This is a genomic window from Deltaproteobacteria bacterium (assembly GCA_011375175.1).
Classification (GTDB): domain Bacteria; phylum Desulfobacterota; class GWC2-55-46; order GWC2-55-46; family DRME01; genus DRME01.
Genome location: DRME01000126.1, coordinates 1 through 17,786, shown reverse-complemented (window position 1 = coordinate 17,786; position 17,786 = coordinate 1). Strand labels below are relative to the sequence as shown.

General features: G+C 65.5%; 14 protein-coding genes. All 14 read left to right on the top strand.

What is annotated here, in order from left to right; genetic code table 11:
- The first annotated feature begins 197 nt into the window (after positions 1 to 197).
- A complete protein-coding gene (locus ENJ37_10005) occupies positions 198 to 1,232 on the top strand; it encodes an alcohol dehydrogenase (GenBank protein HHL40829.1) in 1,035 nt (344 codons plus the stop codon).
- Between the two features lie 91 nt (positions 1,233 to 1,323).
- On the top strand, positions 1,324 to 2,217 hold the full coding sequence (locus ENJ37_10000; GenBank protein HHL40828.1) for an NAD(+)/NADH kinase: 894 nt from the start codon (positions 1,324 to 1,326) through the stop codon (positions 2,215 to 2,217).
- Between the two features lie 38 nt (positions 2,218 to 2,255).
- A complete protein-coding gene (recN, locus tag ENJ37_09995) occupies positions 2,256 to 3,938 on the top strand; it encodes a DNA repair protein RecN (protein HHL40827.1) in 1,683 nt (560 codons plus the stop codon).
- Positions 3,935 to 4,387, top strand: coding sequence for an N-acetyltransferase (locus ENJ37_09990; GenBank protein HHL40826.1), 453 nt, complete (start codon positions 3,935 to 3,937; stop codon positions 4,385 to 4,387). Before recN ends, ENJ37_09990 begins: the two co-directional genes overlap by 4 nt.
- 82 nt (positions 4,388 to 4,469) lie before the next feature.
- Entirely contained in the window at positions 4,470 to 5,837 is a 1,368-nt protein-coding gene (locus ENJ37_09985; GenBank protein HHL40825.1) for a TldD/PmbA family protein, read from the top strand.
- 3 nt (positions 5,838 to 5,840) lie between these two features.
- Positions 5,841 to 6,506, top strand: a complete 666-nt coding sequence (locus ENJ37_09980) for a Crp/Fnr family transcriptional regulator (protein ID HHL40824.1) — start codon at positions 5,841 to 5,843, stop codon at positions 6,504 to 6,506.
- A gap of 633 nt (positions 6,507 to 7,139) precedes the next feature.
- Positions 7,140 to 8,042, top strand: coding sequence for a M23 family metallopeptidase (locus tag ENJ37_09975; protein ID HHL40823.1), 903 nt, complete (start codon positions 7,140 to 7,142; stop codon positions 8,040 to 8,042).
- A gap of 613 nt (positions 8,043 to 8,655) precedes the next feature.
- Entirely contained in the window at positions 8,656 to 11,349 is a 2,694-nt protein-coding gene (gene secA / locus ENJ37_09970) for a preprotein translocase subunit SecA (GenBank protein HHL40822.1), read from the top strand.
- Between the two features lie 420 nt (positions 11,350 to 11,769).
- Entirely contained in the window at positions 11,770 to 12,951 is a 1,182-nt protein-coding gene (gene argJ / locus ENJ37_09965) for a bifunctional glutamate N-acetyltransferase/amino-acid acetyltransferase ArgJ (protein HHL40821.1), read from the top strand.
- 378 nt (positions 12,952 to 13,329) lie between these two features.
- Complete coding sequence (locus ENJ37_09960) at positions 13,330 to 13,752, top strand: HEPN domain-containing protein (protein ID HHL40820.1); 423 nt, start codon at positions 13,330 to 13,332, stop codon at positions 13,750 to 13,752.
- Between the two features lie 155 nt (positions 13,753 to 13,907).
- Positions 13,908 to 14,693 carry a prepilin peptidase gene (locus tag ENJ37_09955; GenBank protein HHL40819.1) on the top strand — a complete coding sequence of 262 codons (786 nt, stop codon included), beginning with the start codon at positions 13,908 to 13,910 and terminating at the stop codon, positions 14,691 to 14,693.
- Positions 14,690 to 16,240, top strand: a complete 1,551-nt coding sequence (locus ENJ37_09950) for a HAMP domain-containing histidine kinase (protein ID HHL40818.1) — start codon at positions 14,690 to 14,692, stop codon at positions 16,238 to 16,240. The genes ENJ37_09955 and ENJ37_09950 overlap by 4 nt, the downstream gene beginning before the upstream one ends.
- Positions 16,237 to 17,598, top strand: a complete 1,362-nt coding sequence (locus ENJ37_09945; protein HHL40817.1) for a sigma-54-dependent Fis family transcriptional regulator — start codon at positions 16,237 to 16,239, stop codon at positions 17,596 to 17,598. Before ENJ37_09950 ends, ENJ37_09945 begins: the two co-directional genes overlap by 4 nt.
- A 9-nt stretch (positions 17,599 to 17,607) precedes the next feature.
- A partial coding sequence (locus tag ENJ37_09940) for a type II secretion system protein (GenBank protein HHL40816.1) occupies positions 17,608 to 17,786 on the top strand: 179 nt, incomplete at its 3' end.

The window sequence follows — 17,786 nt, the reverse complement described above, 5'->3', positions numbered from 1 at the left end:
TGATTACCCTGGGGGAAACTTTCTGTAGAAGGGCCACAGGCCCACGTTTCCCCCAGACCCCCTTCAAAGACTTTCAATACGAGTTGGTTTCCCCCTGTTTTGCCAGGCAAAACAGGGGGAAACCAACTCGTATCGAAAGTCTTTGAAGGGGGTCTGGGGGAAACTTTCTACAGAAAGTTTCCCCCAGGAGAGGAGATATGAAGGCGGCGGTATATTACAGCAACAGCGACGTCCGTATCGAGGACGTGCCCAGGCCGGCGGCGGGGCCGGGCGAGCTTGTGGTGAAGGTGATGGCCAGCGGCATATGCGGCAGCGACGTCATGGAGTGGTACCGCATAAGGAAGGCCCCGGTCATCCTGGGCCACGAGATAGCGGGTGTCGTCGAGGAGGTCGGTGAAGGCGTGGAGCGCTTCAAGGTGGGCGAGGCCGTGACGGCGGCCCACCACGTGCCGTGCAACACCTGTCGTTACTGTCTCGCCGGCGGGCACTCGGTCTGCGAGCTGCTGCGCACCACCAACTTCGACCCCGGCGGTTTCTGCGAGTACGTGCGGGTGCCGGCGGTGAACGTGGACCGCGGGGTCTTCAGGCTGCCGCGGGGCATGAGTTTCATCGAGGGCTCCTTTTCCGAGCCTCTCGGCTGTGTAGTGAGGGGGCTTCGCGTCGCCCGTTTCGAGCCCGGCAGGAGCGTGCTCGTGCTCGGAAGCGGCATCTCCGGCATCCTCCACATAAAGCTTGTCCGCGCTCTCGGGGCGGGGCCGGTGGTGGCCACCGACGTCAACGCCTTCAGGCTCGAGGCGGCCAGGCGCGCGGGCGCGGACCTCGCCGTGGCCGCCGACGCCGACGTGGCCGGGGCCGTAAGGGAGGCCACGGCCGGAAGGCTCGCCGACTTCGTCGTGCTCTGCACGGCCCACGACTCGGCCATAGCCCAGGCCGTGGAGTGCGTGGAGCGGGGAGGCACCATAATCTTCTTCGCGCCCAAGGGGCCGGGCGAGACTTATCCCATGCCGCTCTTCGAGCTCTGGCGCGACAACGTAAAGCTCGTCAACACCTACGCCTCTCCGCCCGGGGACACGCTGACGGCCCTCGACCTCATGGCCTCGGGCAGGGTCGAGGTGGAGGACATGGTGACCCACAGGCTCCCGCTCGACGACGCGGCGCGGGGCTTCGCGCTGACGGCAAGGGCCGGCGAGTCCATGAAGGTCGTCATCGAGCCCCATAGGCCCGGCGGCTGAGTTCTATCCAGCGAAACGGCGGGGCAGAGGGGCGGGTTGCGGGGGCGCGCTCCCCGGCCGGAGAGCTCCTTGCCGGCGGGAAGGCGGAGTCATGAAGAAGATCGGTTTCGTCGTGAACCATTCCAAGCCTCGCGCCGTGAGGTTCGTGCCCGTCCTGTGCAGGTGGCTCACCGGGCGCGGGGTGACGGTCTACGTGGACGACGCGCTGGACGTGAATGTCCGCGGCGCGAGGGTCTGCCGGCTCGCCTCCATGCCCCGGCTCGTCGACGCCATCGTGGTGCTCGGCGGCGACGGCACCATGCTCTCGGCGGCGCGGATCGTGGGAGGGCGCAAGGTGCCGCTTGTGGGCGTGAACCTCGGCGGGCTCGGCTTTCTCACCTCCGTGACCGAGAAGGAGGTCTTCGGGCTCCTGGAGAGGATGCTCGAGGGCGACTACGGCATCGAGGAGCGCATGATGCTCGCCGTCAAGGTGCGCCGCGGCCGCAGGGTCGTCGCCCGGCACGACGTGCTCAACGACGCCGTGCTCAAGGGCGTGGGGGCGCGGCTGGTGCGGCTGGAAACCCGCATAAACCGCGAGTACGTTACGACCTACAGGGCCGACGGCCTCATCGTCGCCACACCCACGGGCTCCACGGCCTACTCGCTCTCGGCGGCCGGTCCCATCCTCTACCCGACGATCCACTCCATCATCGTCGTGCCCATCTGCCCCTTCAACCTCACCAACCGCCCGCTGGTCATTCCCGACTGGATGCAGGTGGAGGTGCGCCTGTGCGCCGACCCCGCCGAGATACGCCTCACGCTGGACGGCCAGGTAGAGACGGCCCTCGCGTGCGGTGACGTGATCGACATGCGCAGGTCCTCCAGGAGCATCTATCTCGTGAGGCACCGCTCGGGCAAGAGCTACTTCGACATCCTCCGCGAGAGGCTGCTCTGGGAGGTCAAGGCCGACAGTCATCCCCTGAAGAACGACGGCAAAGGGGGCTGAGAAGAGCTCCGCCCCCCGTCTCCGCGCCGGAATCCGCCATGCTCCTTGAGCTTCGCATAAGAGACATCGCCATAATAGACGAGCTCTCCGTAGAGCCGGTAAGGGGGCTCAACGTCTTCACCGGCGAGACGGGGGCGGGCAAGAGCATAATCATCGACGCCCTCGCCCTGGTGCTCGGCGCCAGGGCTTCGACCGATCTCATCCGAAGCGGCTGTGACGAGGCCGTGGTGGAGGCGCTCTTCGACGCGGCCGGTGACGGCGGCGTTGCGGCCGTGCTCGAAGAGGCCGGCATCGAGGCGGCCGACGAGCTCGTCGTAAAGCGCGTGCTCACGCGCTCGGGCAGAAACCGCGTCTACGTCAACGGCTCCATGACGTCGCTCGCCGTGCTCTCCGCTCTCTCGGCCCGTCTCGTCGACATACTGGGCCAGAGCGAGCACCAGAGGCTCACGAGGGCCGAAGAGCACATGGGGCTTCTCGACGGCTACGGCGGACTCGGTGCGGCTGCGGAGCGCATGGCCCGCCTGTGGGATGAGCTTGCAGACGCCTGCGGGCGCCTTGAGAGGCTTCGGGCCGAGGCCGCCGCAAGGGCCGGCAGAGAGGAGCTTCTGCGCTTCCAGCGCGACGAGATAGAGGCGGCCGCGCTCTCCCCCGGCGAGGACGACGAGCTCGAGGCGCAGCGGCGAAGGCTCGCAAGCGCCGAGAGGCTTGCGTCCATGAGCGGCGAGGCCGAAAGTGTGCTATACTCGCAGTCGGGGGCCGTGGTCGAGAAGATCGGCGCCGTGGTGCGCGCCCTGAGCGAGATGGAGCGCATCGACCCTGCGCTCGAAGAGGTCCGAAAGGGGCTGGAGTCGGCCCTTTACGCCGTGGAGGACGCAGCCGCCTTCCTGCGCGACTACGCCTCGACGGTCGAGGCCGACCCGGCGAGGCTCGACGAGGTGCAGGGCCGGCTCGACCTCATCGGGAGGCTCAAGCGCAAGTACGGCGCCGCCATAGAAGACATACTGGAGCGCAAGGCGGCCATCGAGGCCGAGCTCGAGGGGCTGGAGGAGACGGACGGGAGAGTGGCCGAGCTCGACAGGCGGGTCGCTGAGGCGCGCAGCGCCGCCCTCGAGGCGGCCGGGGAGCTGTCGAAGGCCAGGCGCGCCGCCGCGGCGCGCCTGGAAGAGAGCCTTGTGGGCGAGATGGCCGACCTCGGCATGGAGGGCTGCGCCTTCCGCGTGGAGATTGACTCCGACCCCTCGCGCCTTTCGGCCTCGGGCGTCGACAGGGTCCGCTTCCTCATAGCGACCAACGCGGGCGAGGAGCTAAAGCCCCTCGACCGCGTAGCCTCGGGCGGAGAGCTTTCGAGGATAATGCTCGCCATGAAGCGCCTCGGCGCGGCCGGGTCGGTGCCCACACTGGTCTTCGACGAGGTGGACGCGGGCATAGGCGGAACGACGGCCCGGGCCGTGGGCGGGAAGCTGCGCGAGGTGGCCGACGCCGGCGGGCGGCAGGTGCTCTGCATCACCCATCTGCCGCAGATCGCGGCCCTGGCGGACAGGCACTTCTGCGTCTCCAAGGGACGCCGGCCGTCGGGGCGGACCGTCACGACCGTGGAGGTCGTGACTGGCGAGCGCCGCGTAGAGGCGCTTGCGCGCATGCTCGGAGGAGCACGGACTTCGGGAGCGGTAATGGACCACGCAAGGGAGCTCATCGACGGCGCGGCGGCGGAGAAGACGTGATAAGGAAGGCCGTCACAGGAGACGTAAAGGAGATGGCGGCCCTGGTGGAGACATTCGCCCGCAGGGGCGACATGCTCCCCAGACCGCTCTCCGAGATATACGACAACCTGCGCGACTTCTTCGTCTGTCGTGACGGAGAGGAACTCGTCGGCCTCTGCGCCCTCCACGTCTGCTCCGAGGAACTCGGCGAGATCAGGACCCTGGCGGTTAAGGAAGAGCGCTTCGGAAGCGGCGTGGGCCGCTCGCTCGTAACGGCCTGCCTCGAAGAGGCGCGCTCGCTGGGACTCAAAAGGGTCTTCGCCCTCACCTACAGGACGGCCTTCTTCGAAAAGCTCGGCTTCAGGCCGGTCGCAAAGGAAGACCTCCCCCACAAAATATGGGGCGAGTGCATAAGGTGCGTCAAGTTCCCCAACTGCGACGAAAACGCCGTGATCATAGATATCGCCTGAGGGAAACGTGGGCCTGTGGCCCTTCTTCAGAAAGTTTCCCCCGGCCGATCATCGGGAACATACTTGTCGAGGAGGAAGTGGAGTGGACATACTGGAGCGTGCCGGGGCCGAGGGGGTTGTGGAGGCTGTGGAGGGGTTTTTGCGGGGCAGGGTGGACGACTACGAGATATACTTCTCGGCCCACAGGGGCGTGAATGTGGAGAGCAAGGACGGGAAGGTCGATTTCTTCAAGGTGAAGAGCGGCGCCGGCGTGGGGGTGCGCACGCTCAAGGCGTCGAGGCTCGGTTTCAGCTTCACCAATGTCTTGGAGAAGGCGGCGCTCGAGGCCATGGTGGATAGCGCCGTCGAGGGGAGCGGGCTTGCCACGGCCGACGAGGCCCTGGGCTTTCCGGAGCCCGGTCGCGGCGGGTCCGGCCTTGACGCAGGCGATCTTCTCGTCTACGACCCGTCGCTTTTGGAGTTGCCGGAGGATGAGAAGATAGGGGCCGCCGTGGCCGTGGAGGAGGCGGCGAGAAGCCACGACCGGAGGATCACGAAGGTTCGGTCGGCGTCGTTCAGCGAGTCGGTCCAGGGCCACAGGGTGGTCAACTCGAAGGGCGTGGACGTAACCCATCGCGCCACCTACTGTTCGGCCAGCGTCATGGCCGTGGCCGAGGCGGACGGCTCGAGCGAGATGGGCTGGGAGGTCATGATGGGCCACTCGATGGCCGACGTCGATCCACGCCGGGTGGGCCGCGCGGCGGCCGAGCGGGCCGTCTCCATGCTCGGCGCCGGGCGGATCGAGACGGTGCGCTCTCCGGCGGTGCTTGAAAACCTCGTGGCCCTTGAGCTCGTCGAGGCCCTGGCCTCGTCGGTGCTGGCCGACAACGTGTGCAAGGGCCGCTCCATGCTGGCCGGGAGGCTCGGCGAGAAGGTGGTCTCCGAAGCGGTGAGCATCCGGGACGACGGGCTTCTGCGGGGCGGGTGGAACAGCTCGCTCCGCGACGCCGAGGGTGTGGCGCGGCGCACCACCTGCGTCATCGAGCGCGGCGTGCTGAGGAGTTATCTCTACGACACCTACTGGGCGGGCAGAAGCGGCGCGGAGAGCACGGGCAACGCATCGCGCTCGGGCTACGGCTCGGTTCCCGCCGTGGCCCTCTCCAACGTCTACGTGGAGGCCGGCGACCTCCCCCTCGACGCCCTGATCGCCGAGATGGGCGAAGGGCTCTTCATAACCGAGCTCATGGGTGTTCACACGATAGACCGCGTAAGCGGCGACTTCTCCATCGGCGCCGGCGGCTTCCGCGTCGAGGGCGGCAGGGTGGGCCGGCCCGTGAGGGGGATGGCCGTGGCCGGAAACCTCCTGGAGCTCTTCTCCCGCGTGGAGCGCACGGGTTCCGACCTGCGTTTCATGGGGGCCGTTGGAGCGCCGAGCATCCTGCTCGGCCGCATAGACGCAAGCGGCACGTGAGTCATGGACAGGGACGAGATAAAGGCGGTGCTCGACTCGAATCCCGTCTTCGAGGGGCTCGAGGACTTCTACTTCGACGACCTCGTGGAGATCGGGGACGTGCGGTCCTGGCCGCGCAACAGCATCGTCATAGCCGAGGGCGAGGCCGGCGACGCCGTCTACTTCATGCTCTCGGGCAGGGCGCGGGTCGTGCTCTACGGCGAGGAGGGCGGCAGGATAGTGCTGGCCGTTCTCGGCCCCGGCGAGGTCTTCGGCGAGATGTCCGTAATCGACGAGATGCCGCGCTCGGCCAACGTGGAGGCCTTCGACGACATGGAGTGCCTCGTCGTGTCGAGGAGGCGTTTCCTGCGCTACCTCGGCACCCACCACAAGGTGGTCATGCGGCTCCTGGCCTACTTCTCCAGGCGCCTGCGGGTGGCCACCGAGAAGATAGGCGGCCTTGCGCTGCTCGATGTGTGCGGCAGGATAGCGAGCACCTTCATGTCCATGGTCGGCGCCGAGCAGAGGGAGAAGGGCGGGGTGGCCTCCATAGAGAGGATGACCCACGAGGAGATAGCCGCCATGATAGGCTCTTCCCGCGAGGTAGTGAGCCGGGCCCTGAAGAAGATGGCCGCAGACGGCTATATCAGGATAGAGCGCCGCCGCATCCTGCTCTTTCTCGACAGGTGACGGTGACGGCGGTCACTTACCGGGGCCCTCCGTCATGGTACTCATGTTTATGACCGCAAGCTTTGGGGAAACTCCGATTAATTACCCTGAGGGAACCTTTGTGTAAAAGGGGCATAGGCCCACGGTTCCCTCAGACTCCCTCCAAAAACTTTTAACGCCCTGCGGATCGCCCCGATTTTGCAAGCAAAATCGGGGCGATCCGCAGGGAATTAAAAGTCTTTGAAGGGGGTCCGGGGGAAACTTTCTACAGAAAGTTTCCCCCGGTGCAATAAATGAGGGCTTCCTTGAGGCCGACGCCCGTTTGAGGCCGATTTCGCTTGACAACCGCGGGCGGTGCGTGCTAAATGATGGAAGCTGGAAGGGCGTAGCCGCGCGGCCTTCGAGGCGCATCGATCCCCTCGGCCGCCGCCCGGGTTGTGCCGCGGCGGCCCCCGGCAAGGGCGGTCCGGCGGACGTAACCGGCGAGGGGGCGGCGAGGGGGCGGCGAGTGTCGGCGGGGGGGAGCGGCGTGGGAGACCGGCGGGGCAGCGGGGGGCAGCGTGGGGGCCGGCCGGGGGCCGGCGGGACTGAAGATTTCCGGCGTTTCGGCGAAGTGTTGGATATACAACGGAGACTTCGAGGAGGAGGGTCCAGATGAAACGTTACCTTTCGGTCTACATCCTGCCCGGCGACACCTCCAGGGTAAAGCACTACAAGGTCCCCGTGGCGCTGCTCAGGGCCAGCGCCGTCTCCGCCTTCCTCTTCCTCATCGTCTTCTCCTTCATCGTCTACGACTATGTGCAGGTCAAGGCCCTCGTTCCCGAGCTCGACGCGCTGCGAAAGGAGACGACGGCCCAGAAGATAGAGCTGCGGGCCTTCACCACCAAGATAAGCGACCTCGAAAGCCGCATGGCCAAGCTGAAACTCTTCGACAGGAAGCTGCGGATCATAGCCAACCTCGACACGGCCGACGACGAGGGCCGCTACACGGGCATGGGCGGCACCTCGACGGACGAGGACCCCTTCCTCTCCCTCGGCGAAAGGCGCGACACCATGGTCGGCAAGATGCACGCCGAGCTCGACCAGCTCACAAACGAGGCGCTCATGCAGGAGAAGAGCTTCACCGAGCTCCAGGAGCACCTGCTCGACCGGTCCTCGCTCCTCGCCTCCACGCCGTCGATATGGCCGGCCCGCGGCTGGCTCACCTCTGTATACGGCTACAGGAAGTCTCCCTTTACTGGGCTGCGCCAGATGCACACGGGCATAGACATAGCCAACCGCGTGGGCACCCCCATCATAGCCCCGGCCGACGGAGTGGTCGTCAAGGTGGGGCACAAGGCCAACATAGGCAAGATCGTCGTGCTCAGCCACGGCTACGGCATCAAGACCCTCTACGGCCACCTCTCGAAGATCCTGGTGCGCGTGGGACAGAAGGTCTCCAGGGGGGAGAAGATAGCCGAGATGGGCAACACGGGGCGCTCCACCGGTCCCCACCTCCACTACCAGGTCTCGGTGAACGGCGTGACCGTCGACCCGCGCAAGTACCTGCTCGATTGAGCCGCCGCCCGGAGCTGACGCCCTGCGGCGAAAGGCCCGGAGCCCGAGGGCAGTCCCTCCCTGCAAGCCCGCCCCGACAACGACCGTCGGGGCTTTTTTGTGCCCTCTCCCCCGCAGGCGGGTGAGTGCGAAGGCGCTGGAAAAAAATCGACTTTTGTGTTAAAAAAGTTAAGGAAACTCTGATTTGTTGCCCTGCGGGAACCTTTTTGTAAAAGGGTCACAGACCCACGGTTCCCTCAGACTCCCTCCAAAAATTTTTAACGCCCTGCGGATCATCCCGATTTTGCAAGCAAAATCGGGATGATCCGCAGGGAATTAAAAGTCTTTGAAGGGGGCCTATTGGCCGCGCGGGCTGCCTCGGGGGGCTGTGCCGGGGGTTCGGGCCGCAAAGGCGTAAAAAAATCCCGCCTGGCGCGGGCCGAATCCCCGGCACAGCCGAAGACCCGAATAACATACGATGGGGCAGGGGGGAAACGCGGGCCTGTGGCCCTTCCACAGAAAGTTTCCCCCAGGGTAATAAATCAGAGTTTCCTTCACATTCGGCGAAGGACTCTTTCACCGGTCCCGTGTGGAGGGTCGGTTCATACAAAGCGCGCTGAAGCAAGGGATGGAGATGTTCAATACGATTCTAAAGAAGGTTTTCGGAAGCAAGAACGAAAGGGAGCTCAAGCGCATAAGGCCCCTTATAGAGAAGATCAACTCGCTGGAGCCGAAGATGGAGGCCCTCCCGGACGAGGACTTCAAGGCGCTGACCGAGGACTTCAAGGCGAGGCTTGAGAAGGGCGAGACCCTCGACGACATACTGCCCGAGGCCTTTGCGGCCGTGCGCGAGGTCTCGCGTCGCAAGCTCGATATGCGCCATTTCGACGTGCAGCTCATAGGCGGCGTGGTGCTCCACGAGGGCAAGATAGCGGAGATGAAGACCGGCGAGGGCAAGACGCTGGTGGCCACGCTGCCGCTCTACCTCAACGCCCTCACGGGCAAGGGCGCCCACCTGGTCACGGTCAACGACTACCTGGCCCGCCGCGACGCCCGGTGGATGGGCGTCATCTACCATGCGCTGGGGCTCACGGTGGGCGTCATCCAGCACGAGGCGAGCTTCCACTACGACCCCGACTACATGCCCCCCGACGACGCCTTCTTCCACCTGCGTCCCGTGACGCGCAAGGAGGCCTACGGCGCCGACATAACCTACGGCACCAACAACGAGTTCGGCTTCGACTACCTGCGCGACAACATGAAGTTCTCGCTCGACGAGTACGTGCAGCGCGAGCTCCATTACGCCATAGTCGACGAGGTGGACTCGATCCTCATCGACGAGGCGAGAACGCCGCTCATCATCTCGGGACCCACCGAGGACTCGACGGAGAAGTACTACACCATCGACCGCATAATCCCGTCGCTCAAAAAGGAGACTCACTACACGGTCGACGAGAAGGCCCGCCAGGTGCTGCTAACCGACGAGGGCGTATCCAAGGTCGAGGCGCTTCTCAAGATCGACAACCTCTACGACACGCGCAACATCGAAACGCTCCACCACGTGACCCAGGCCCTCAAGGCCCACGTCCTCTTCCAGCGCGACGTGGATTACGTGGTCAAGGACGGGCAGGTCGTCATAGTAGACGAGTTCACGGGCAGGCTCATGCCGGGACGGCGCTGGAGCGACGGGCTCCACCAGGCCGTGGAGGCCAAGGAGCGGGTCAAGATCGAGAACGAGAACCAGACGCTGGCGACCATCACCTTCCAGAACTTCTTCCGCATGTACGACAAGCTCGCCGGCATGACCGGCACGGCCGACACCGAGGCCGCCGAGTTCCACAATATCTATAACCTCGAGGTCGTCGTCATACCGACCAACAAGCCCATGATCCGCGTCGATCATCCCGACCTCGTCTACAAGACGGCGAGGGAGAAGTTCCGGGCCGTGGTGCGCGAGATAAAGAAGGAGCACGAGCGCGGCAGGCCCGTGCTCGTGGGCACCATATCGATAGAGAACTCCGAGAAGCTCTCGGCCATGCTCGCAAAGGAGGGGGTGCGCCACCACGTGCTCAACGCCAAGCACCACGAGCGGGAGGCGGAGATAGTGGCCCAGGCCGGCCGTCTCGGCGCCGTGACGCTCTCGACCAACATGGCGGGCCGCGGCACCGACATCGTGCTCGGCGGAAATCCGGCCCACATGGCGGCGGCCAAGGCCGGCAAGGACGACAAGACCGACGCCTACAGGGCGGCCTTCGAGGCGGCCAGGAAGCTCTGCGAAGAGGAGAAAGAGAGGGTCAAGGCCCTCGGAGGGCTCTATATCATCGGCACCGAGCGCCACGAATCGCGCAGGATAGACAACCAGCTCCGCGGCCGCGCCGGGCGCCAGGGCGACCCCGGGGCCTCCCGCTTCTTCATAAGCCTCGAGGACGACCTGATGCGCATATTCGGAAGCGACCGCATCGCCAACATCATGGACCGGCTCGGCATGGAGGAGGACGTGCCCATCGAGCACTCGCTGGTGACGAGGGCCATCGAGAGCGCCCAGAAGAAGGTCGAGGCCCACAACTTCGACATAAGAAAGCACCTGCTCGAGTACGACGACGTCATGAACCAGCAGCGCGAGGTCGTTTACGGCTACCGCCGCCAGATCCTGGCCAGAGAGGGCCTGGACGGGATGATCGACGACTTCGTAGCCGAGGTGAGCGATGACCTGGTCTCCACCCACGTTGAGGAGAGGACAAGGCCCGAGGACTGGGACAGGGAGGCGATCTCCGAAGCCGTCCACGGCCGCTTCGGCTTCGAACTCGACCCCGCGGTCTTCGACGGGGCCGCCACGAGGGCGGAACTGGCCGAGGCCATAAGGGAGCGGGCCACGAAGTTCTACGAAGAGAAGACCTCGATCATAGGCAGGGAGCTTGCGGCCCACATCGAGAAGATCATCATGCTCAACACCCTCGACAACCTCTGGAAAGACCACCTCCTCTCGATGGACCACCTGAAGAGCGGCATCGGCCTCCGCGGCTACGGCCAGAAAAACCCGCTCAACGAGTACAAACGCGAGGGCTTCGAGCTCTTCTCCGACATGATATTCCGCCTCAAGAGCGACGTGGTCGAGCGGCTCTTCAAGGTCCAGGTCAGAAGCGAGGCCGCGGCCGACGAACTGGAGCCCGTGCAGCGCAGCAGACCCATGGTCTTCGGTCGCGGCGAAAACGCCGCCGGCGAGAGCGAAAAGCCAAGAACCGTCCGACGCTCGGGCGAGAAGGTCGGCCGCAACGAACCCTGCCCCTGCGGCAGCGGCAAGAAATACAAGAAGTGCTGCGGCAGATAGACAAGACCACCCTTGCGGCAAGGACGCTCAAGGAAGCTCCGATTAATTTACCCTGAGGGAACCTTTTTGTAAAAAGGTTCCCTCAGACTCCCTCCAAAAACTTTTAACGCGACGTGGTTTCTCCCTGTTTTGCTTGGCAAAACAGGGAGAAACCACGTCGCATTGAAAGTCTTTGAAGGGGGTCTGGGGGAAACTTTCTACAGAAAGTTTCCCCCAGAGTAATTAATCAGAGCTTCCTTCCCGCGCCCGTTGTCGGGGGGCGGTTCCCTGGAGGTTCGGGCCGCAAAGGCGTAAAAAGATCCCGCCTGGCGCGGGCCGGACCTCCAGGGGACCGCTGCATATACGAATAGAGGGGACCGGGGGAGAGGGGAGCCGGTGGTCCTTTTTCGGAAAGTTTCCCCCGGAAGAAAGGGAGGAGGATTGAAGGGGTTTCATGTAAAGGGGTTTCGGGCCGCCGGAGTCCATTGCGGCGTGAAGAAGGTGCGCAAGGACCTGGCCGTCATAGTGTCGGACGTGCCCTGTGTTGCGGCCGGTCTTTTCACGACCAACAGGGTGAAGGCGCCTTCCGTGCTTTTTAGCAGTCGCAGGGTCGCGTCCGGCTCGGCCCGCGGCGTGGTGGTCAACAGCGGAAACGCCAACGTGAGCACCGGCGGCTTCGGCCGCCACGTGGTGGAGAGGATGGCGGCCGCCACGGAGAAGGCCGTGGGCGCCGAGCCGGGCGAGGTGCTCGTCTGCCAGACCGGGGTCATAGGGGTGGCGCCGCCGCTTGAGAAGATAGAGGCCGGCATAGAGAGGGCGGCGGCCAGGCTCGCCCCCTCGGGCCTTGTGGCGGCGGCCGAGGCCATGCGCACTACCGACGCCTTCTCCAAGACCGCGCTCTTGCGCGGCGGGATCGGAGGCGTCGAGGTCACCGTGGCGGGCATAGCCAAGGGCGCCGGCATGATCTCGCCCCGCATGGCGACGATGCTCGCCTTCTTTCTCACCGACGCCAGGCTTTCGCCGCCGGCCCTCAGGCGCGCCCTCAAGGCCGCCGTATCCGCCTCCTTCAACAGGATAGTCGTAGACGGCGACCAGTCCACAAACGATACGGTGCTGGCCTTTGCCAACGGTCTTGCCGGGGGGCCGCTGCTGACCGCGGGTTGCGCCGCCTTCGCGGAGTTCGTCGAGGCCCTCTCGTCCGTTGCAAGGGAGCTCGCCCTCATGATAGTGCGCGACGGCGAGGGGGCCACCAAGGTGGTGACCGTCGACGTGCGCGGCGCGGCTACGGACGGCGAGGCGGAGAAGGCGGCGAGAAAACTCGCCTGCTCGCCGCTTGTGAAGACGGCCTTCTTCGGCTGCGACCCCAACTGGGGCCGCTTCATGGCGGCGCTCGGCGACTCGGGCGCACGCTTCGACCCCGACGAGGTGGACCTCTACTATAACGGCGTGCAGGTGGTGCGCCGCGGGCTCGACGCCGGCGCCGGTAAAGAGGCGGCCCGGGCCCTGAGGGAAGACACGGTGGAAGTGATCGTCGAACTCGGCGCTGGCGGCGGCTCGTACAGGCTGTGGACCTGCGACCTCACCGACGAATACGTGCGCATAAACTCGTCCTACAGGAGCTGAACGCAGGGGGAGACCGGGGCAACCTTCTTTCATGATTTCTTATCCCCCCGCCGCTTATCGGGGGCAAGGAAGCTCTGATTTATGCACTGAGGGAACCTTTTTGTAAAGGGTCATAGACCCACGGGTCACAGACCCACGGTTCCCTCAGACTCCCTCCAAAAACCTTTAATACGAGTTGGTTTCCCCCTGTTTTGCCTGGCAAAACAGGGGGAAACCAACTCGTATTGAAAGTCTTTGAAGGGGGCCTGGGGGAAACTTTCTTCAGAAAGTTTCCCCCAGAATGGCGCGGTTATTCAAGTTATCCGCCGGAAGGGCCGATTTGTTAGTGGCGGTCCGCCGCGCCGGTCCTTTGAACCCGAAGTTTCGAGGAGGCGTTTCATGGAGATACTCGGCAAGGAGGCCGACCGGTGGCTTCGCCAGTCTGAAGACGATCTGAAAGCGGCGCGGTGGTGCGAGCAGGGCGGTTACTACGCGCAGGCCTGTTTCCTGGCCCAGCAGTCGGCGGCCAAGGCGCTGCGGGCCTTCCTCTTCTACAACAAGGAGGACGCCCGCGAGACGCGCTCGGTCGTGGAGCTTGTCGACAGGGCCATTACCTACGAGGAAGAGTTCAAGCCGCTGGTGACGGCGTCGAGCCTTCTCGACCTCTACTACAAGACGGCCCGCTTCCCCGACGCCATACCGGGCGGCATACCGGCCGAGGTCATAGGCGACCGTAACGCCAGGGAGGCCGTCGAACATGCCTCGGAGCTCGTCGAGCTGGTGGAGAGCAAGAGGAAGAGCTACCTCCCCGAAACGCTCTGAGAGGCTCTCCGTCCCTGCCGCCCACCGCCGTGGAGGAAGGCCTTGAGCAGGCGCCGGCCTGCTCGTCGATGTAGCCTTTTACGAGAGGGCCGCAGGCCCTTGTTCCCCCCGTGAAGGGCGGGGTCTCTTCGGGGGTCTTTGCTGCGGAGGTGGGGATGGCGGTCGAGCCTTCATGGCTCCTCTTCGCGGCGCTCTTCGGCGCCGTTATCGGGAGTTTTCTCAACGTCTGCATATACAGGATTCCGCAGGGGGCCTCGGTCGTCTCACCGCCGTCGAAGTGCCCCTTCTGCGGCGCATCGGTCCGCTTTTACGACAACATACCGCTGGTGAGCTATCTCGTGTTGCGGGGCAGGTGCCGCAGTTGCGGCTCGTCCATCTCGCCGCTCTACCCGCTCGTAGAGGCCCTCACGGCCTTCTTCGCCGCGGCCCTCATGGTCCGCTTCGGCCCGGGCGCGGACTTTCTCGTCTACTTCGCCTTCGTCTCCTCGCTCATCGTCGTTACGTTCATCGACCTCCGCCTCAAGATAATACCGGACGTCATAAGCCTGCCGGGCATCGTGGCGGGAGTGGCCGCGTCCTTCTTCACCGCCTCCGGTCCCGGTCCGCTCGACTCCGTGGCGGGCGCGCTGCTGGGGGGAGGCGTGCTGCTGGCCGTTGCCTGCGGTTACTACTGGGCCACAGGCTACGAGGGCATGGGCGGCGGCGACGTGAAGCTTCTGGCCATGATAGGGGCCTTTACGGGGTGGAGGGGGGCGGTGGTGGCGCTCTTTGCGGGCTCGCTTGCCGGGGCGCTGCTCGGCGTCGTCCTCATGGCCCTGCTGGGCAAGGACGGCAAGTTCGCCGTGCCCTTCGGGCCTTTCCTCTCGCTCGGTGCGGTGTTCTACATCTTTTTCGGCGACCTCGTCGTGGACCTCTACGTGGGGGCCGTGTGGCCGGGGTGACGAGGATATGGGGCATAGGCGGGCGGCTGGTGACCTCCATTGTGATCGTCGCCGTGGCGGCCATAGCCCTCATGGGGGTGGTGTGTCTCAAGATAATGGAGGAGCGGGCCGTGGCGCTCAAGGCCGGCGAGGCGGCGCTGGTGGCCGAGATGGTGAGGGCCGCCGCCGAAGGCGGCGGCGGGGGCGGGGAGGCGCTTCTATCGCGCGCCAGGGCCGGGGGGAGGATAAGGGGGTACGCCGTCACCGGTGCCGGCGGCGAAGTGCTCACGGGAGAGCGGCCGGAGAGCGCCGGGCGCGAGGGGCGCACCGTCCTTTACGCCGACGGGGTGAAGGTAAGGCTCGTGGGAGCCGGACGTTTCACCATGGGGTCGGCGGACCTCGTCGTCGAGGCGAGGCTGCCGGGCGCGCGGAGTCTCGTCTTCACCGTGCCGCTCGACGACATCGCCGAGCAGCTGTCGGCCGTGCGGAGTCTCGTGGTCTTCTTCGCCGTCGTGGATACGTTTTTTATCGTCGCCATAGGAATCTACCTCGTCTACAGGGCGGTGATCGGTCCGGTCAGGAGGCTCGAGGCCGCGGCCTCGAGGATCGCCGCCGGCGAGCTCGGCGTGCGGGCCGCCGTCGAGGGCTACGACGAGATCGGCAGTCTCGCCCGCTCCTTCAACACCATGGCCGAGAGCGTGGAGGAGCAGATAAGGAGCCTGGAGAGCGTCAACCGCAGGCTCGTCGAGGCCAGGGAGAGGCTCGTAACGAGCGAGAAGCTCGCTTCCCTGGGGAGACTCGCCGCGGGCATCGCCCACGAGATAGGCAACCCGCTGAGCGCCGTTCTCGGTTACGTGACGCTTCTCTCCAGGGGACGGCTTGAGGGCGCGCAGGAGGCCGAGGTCCTCGAGAAGACAAGGCGCGAGATAATGCGGATGGACGCCATAGTGCGCGAGGTCCTCGACTTCACCTCGCCAGATCGGGGCGGCGGCTGCGCCACGGCCCCGGTCGAAGAGGTCCTGAAAGAGGCCGTAGACCTCTTCAACTCCTGCGGCGACGGTCCGGCCGCGCAGGTGGAGCTCGAGGTGCGTCCCGGCACCCCGCCTGCCGGCATGGACCCCGGCAGACTGCGCCAGGTGGTGATAAACCTCCTGAGCAACGCCCGCGACGCCATGGCCGGAGGTGTTATTCGTGTGAGCGCCGGGCCGGGGCTTCTGGACAGGCGCGGTGCGGGCGGGCCGCGCCGAAGGCGCGACGACCCGCCCCCTCCAGCCTCCGGGTCCGGGGGACAGGACGCCGGCGCAAGGCCCGCCGTGGTGATAGAGGTGGCCGACAGCGGCCCCGGCCTGACCGACGAAGAGCGGGCGATGGTCTTCGAGCCCTTCTACACCACCAAGGAGCCCGGCCGGGGCACGGGCCTCGGGCTCTTCGTCTGCCGCGAGATAGTGAAGATCTACGGCGGCGAGATCGGGGTCCGCAGCGGGCCCGGCCGGGGGGCGACCTTCACCGTCACGGTCCCGGCCCGGACCGGGGAGGACGGCGACGCCGCGTCGCCGACGAAGGCATGAAGAGGATACTTGTCATAGACGACGAGGAGTCGATGCGCCACATGCTCTCGCTCATGCTCGAGGGCGAGGGCTACGACGTGACGGCCGCGGCCGACGGAGCCGAGGGGCTAAGGGCCCTGGAACAGGGCGACTACGACCTCGTGCTCTGCGACATCAGGATGCCGGGACTCGACGGGCTCTCCTTTCTCAAGGAGTTCGGCAAGTCCGCCGGAGGCGGGCGGCGGCCGGTGATCGTCATGATGAGCGCCTACGGCACGATCGACACGGCCGTCGAGTGCATGAGGCTCGGCGCCTACGACTACATATCCAAGCCCTTCCGGCCCGACGAGGTGGCGCTGACCATAAGGAAGGCCGAGGAGCGCGAAAGGCTGCGCCGCGAGAACGAGCGCTTGAGGGGCGAGCTCTCCATGGGCTGCGACCTCTCGGAGATCGTCGCCGCCGACAGGGCCATGCTCGAGGTCCTCGACACGGTGCGCAAGGTGGCCGACTACGACTCGACGGTGCTCATAACCGGCGAGAGCGGCACGGGCAAGGAGCTCGTAGCCAGGGCCCTCCACTTCTCAGGGGCGCGCCGCGAAGGGCCCTTCATCGCCGTAAACTGCGGAGCCATACCGCAGGGGCTCATGGAGAGCGAGCTCTTCGGTCACGTCAAGGGCGCATTCACCGACGCCGTGCGCACAAGGGCGGGCCTCTTCGAGGAGGCCGACGGCGGCACCGTCTTTCTCGACGAGGTCGGCGAGCTCGAGCCGGCCATGCAGGTGAAGCTGCTTCGGGTGCTCCAGGAGGGCGAGTTCAGGCGCGTGGGCGAGACGAGGGTCATTCGCGTCGACGTGAGGGTCGTGGCCGCCACCAACCGCGACCCCTCGGAACTCGTCGCCGCGGGACGGCTGCGCCGGGACCTCTACTACAGGCTCAACGTCATACCGCTCAGGCTCCCGCCGCTCAGGGAGCGCGGCGACGACATAACGGCCCTGGCCGGGCACTTCCTGGCCCGTTTCTCGGCGCGATTCTCAAAGCGCCTCGAGGGCTTCACCGCCGAGGCCGAGGCGGCGCTCAGGAGGTACTCCTGGCCGGGCAACGTGCGCGAGCTCGAAAACGTCGTCGAGCGGGCCGTCATACTGGCCGACGGCGACCGCATCACCGCGGCGCTCCTTCCCTTTGGTGGAGAGCACTCCGCCGGGCCGGCGCCGGAGTTCTCCTTCCCCTCCCTCTCCATCAAGAAGGCCCACGCGGCCGTCGAGCGCCGTCTCATAGAAAAGGCCCTCGAAGAGACGGGTGGCAACAAGACAAGGGCCGCCGCCCTGCTTGACATCAGTCTCAGGGCCCTCATCTACAAGATAAAAATGTACGGACTATGAAAATTTTTCATGATCGGCGGGCCTTCGCAATCCTCCCTTGTCCTTGCAGATCAAGTACTTGCAGGAAGGCACGCATATTGCATCTCCGTGAAGAGAGGTGAGGTGGAGACCATGCGACGGACCGCCACATGGGATACCGGGGGCTTTACGCTTGTGGAGCTTCTCATAGTGCTCGCTCTCTTCGGCGG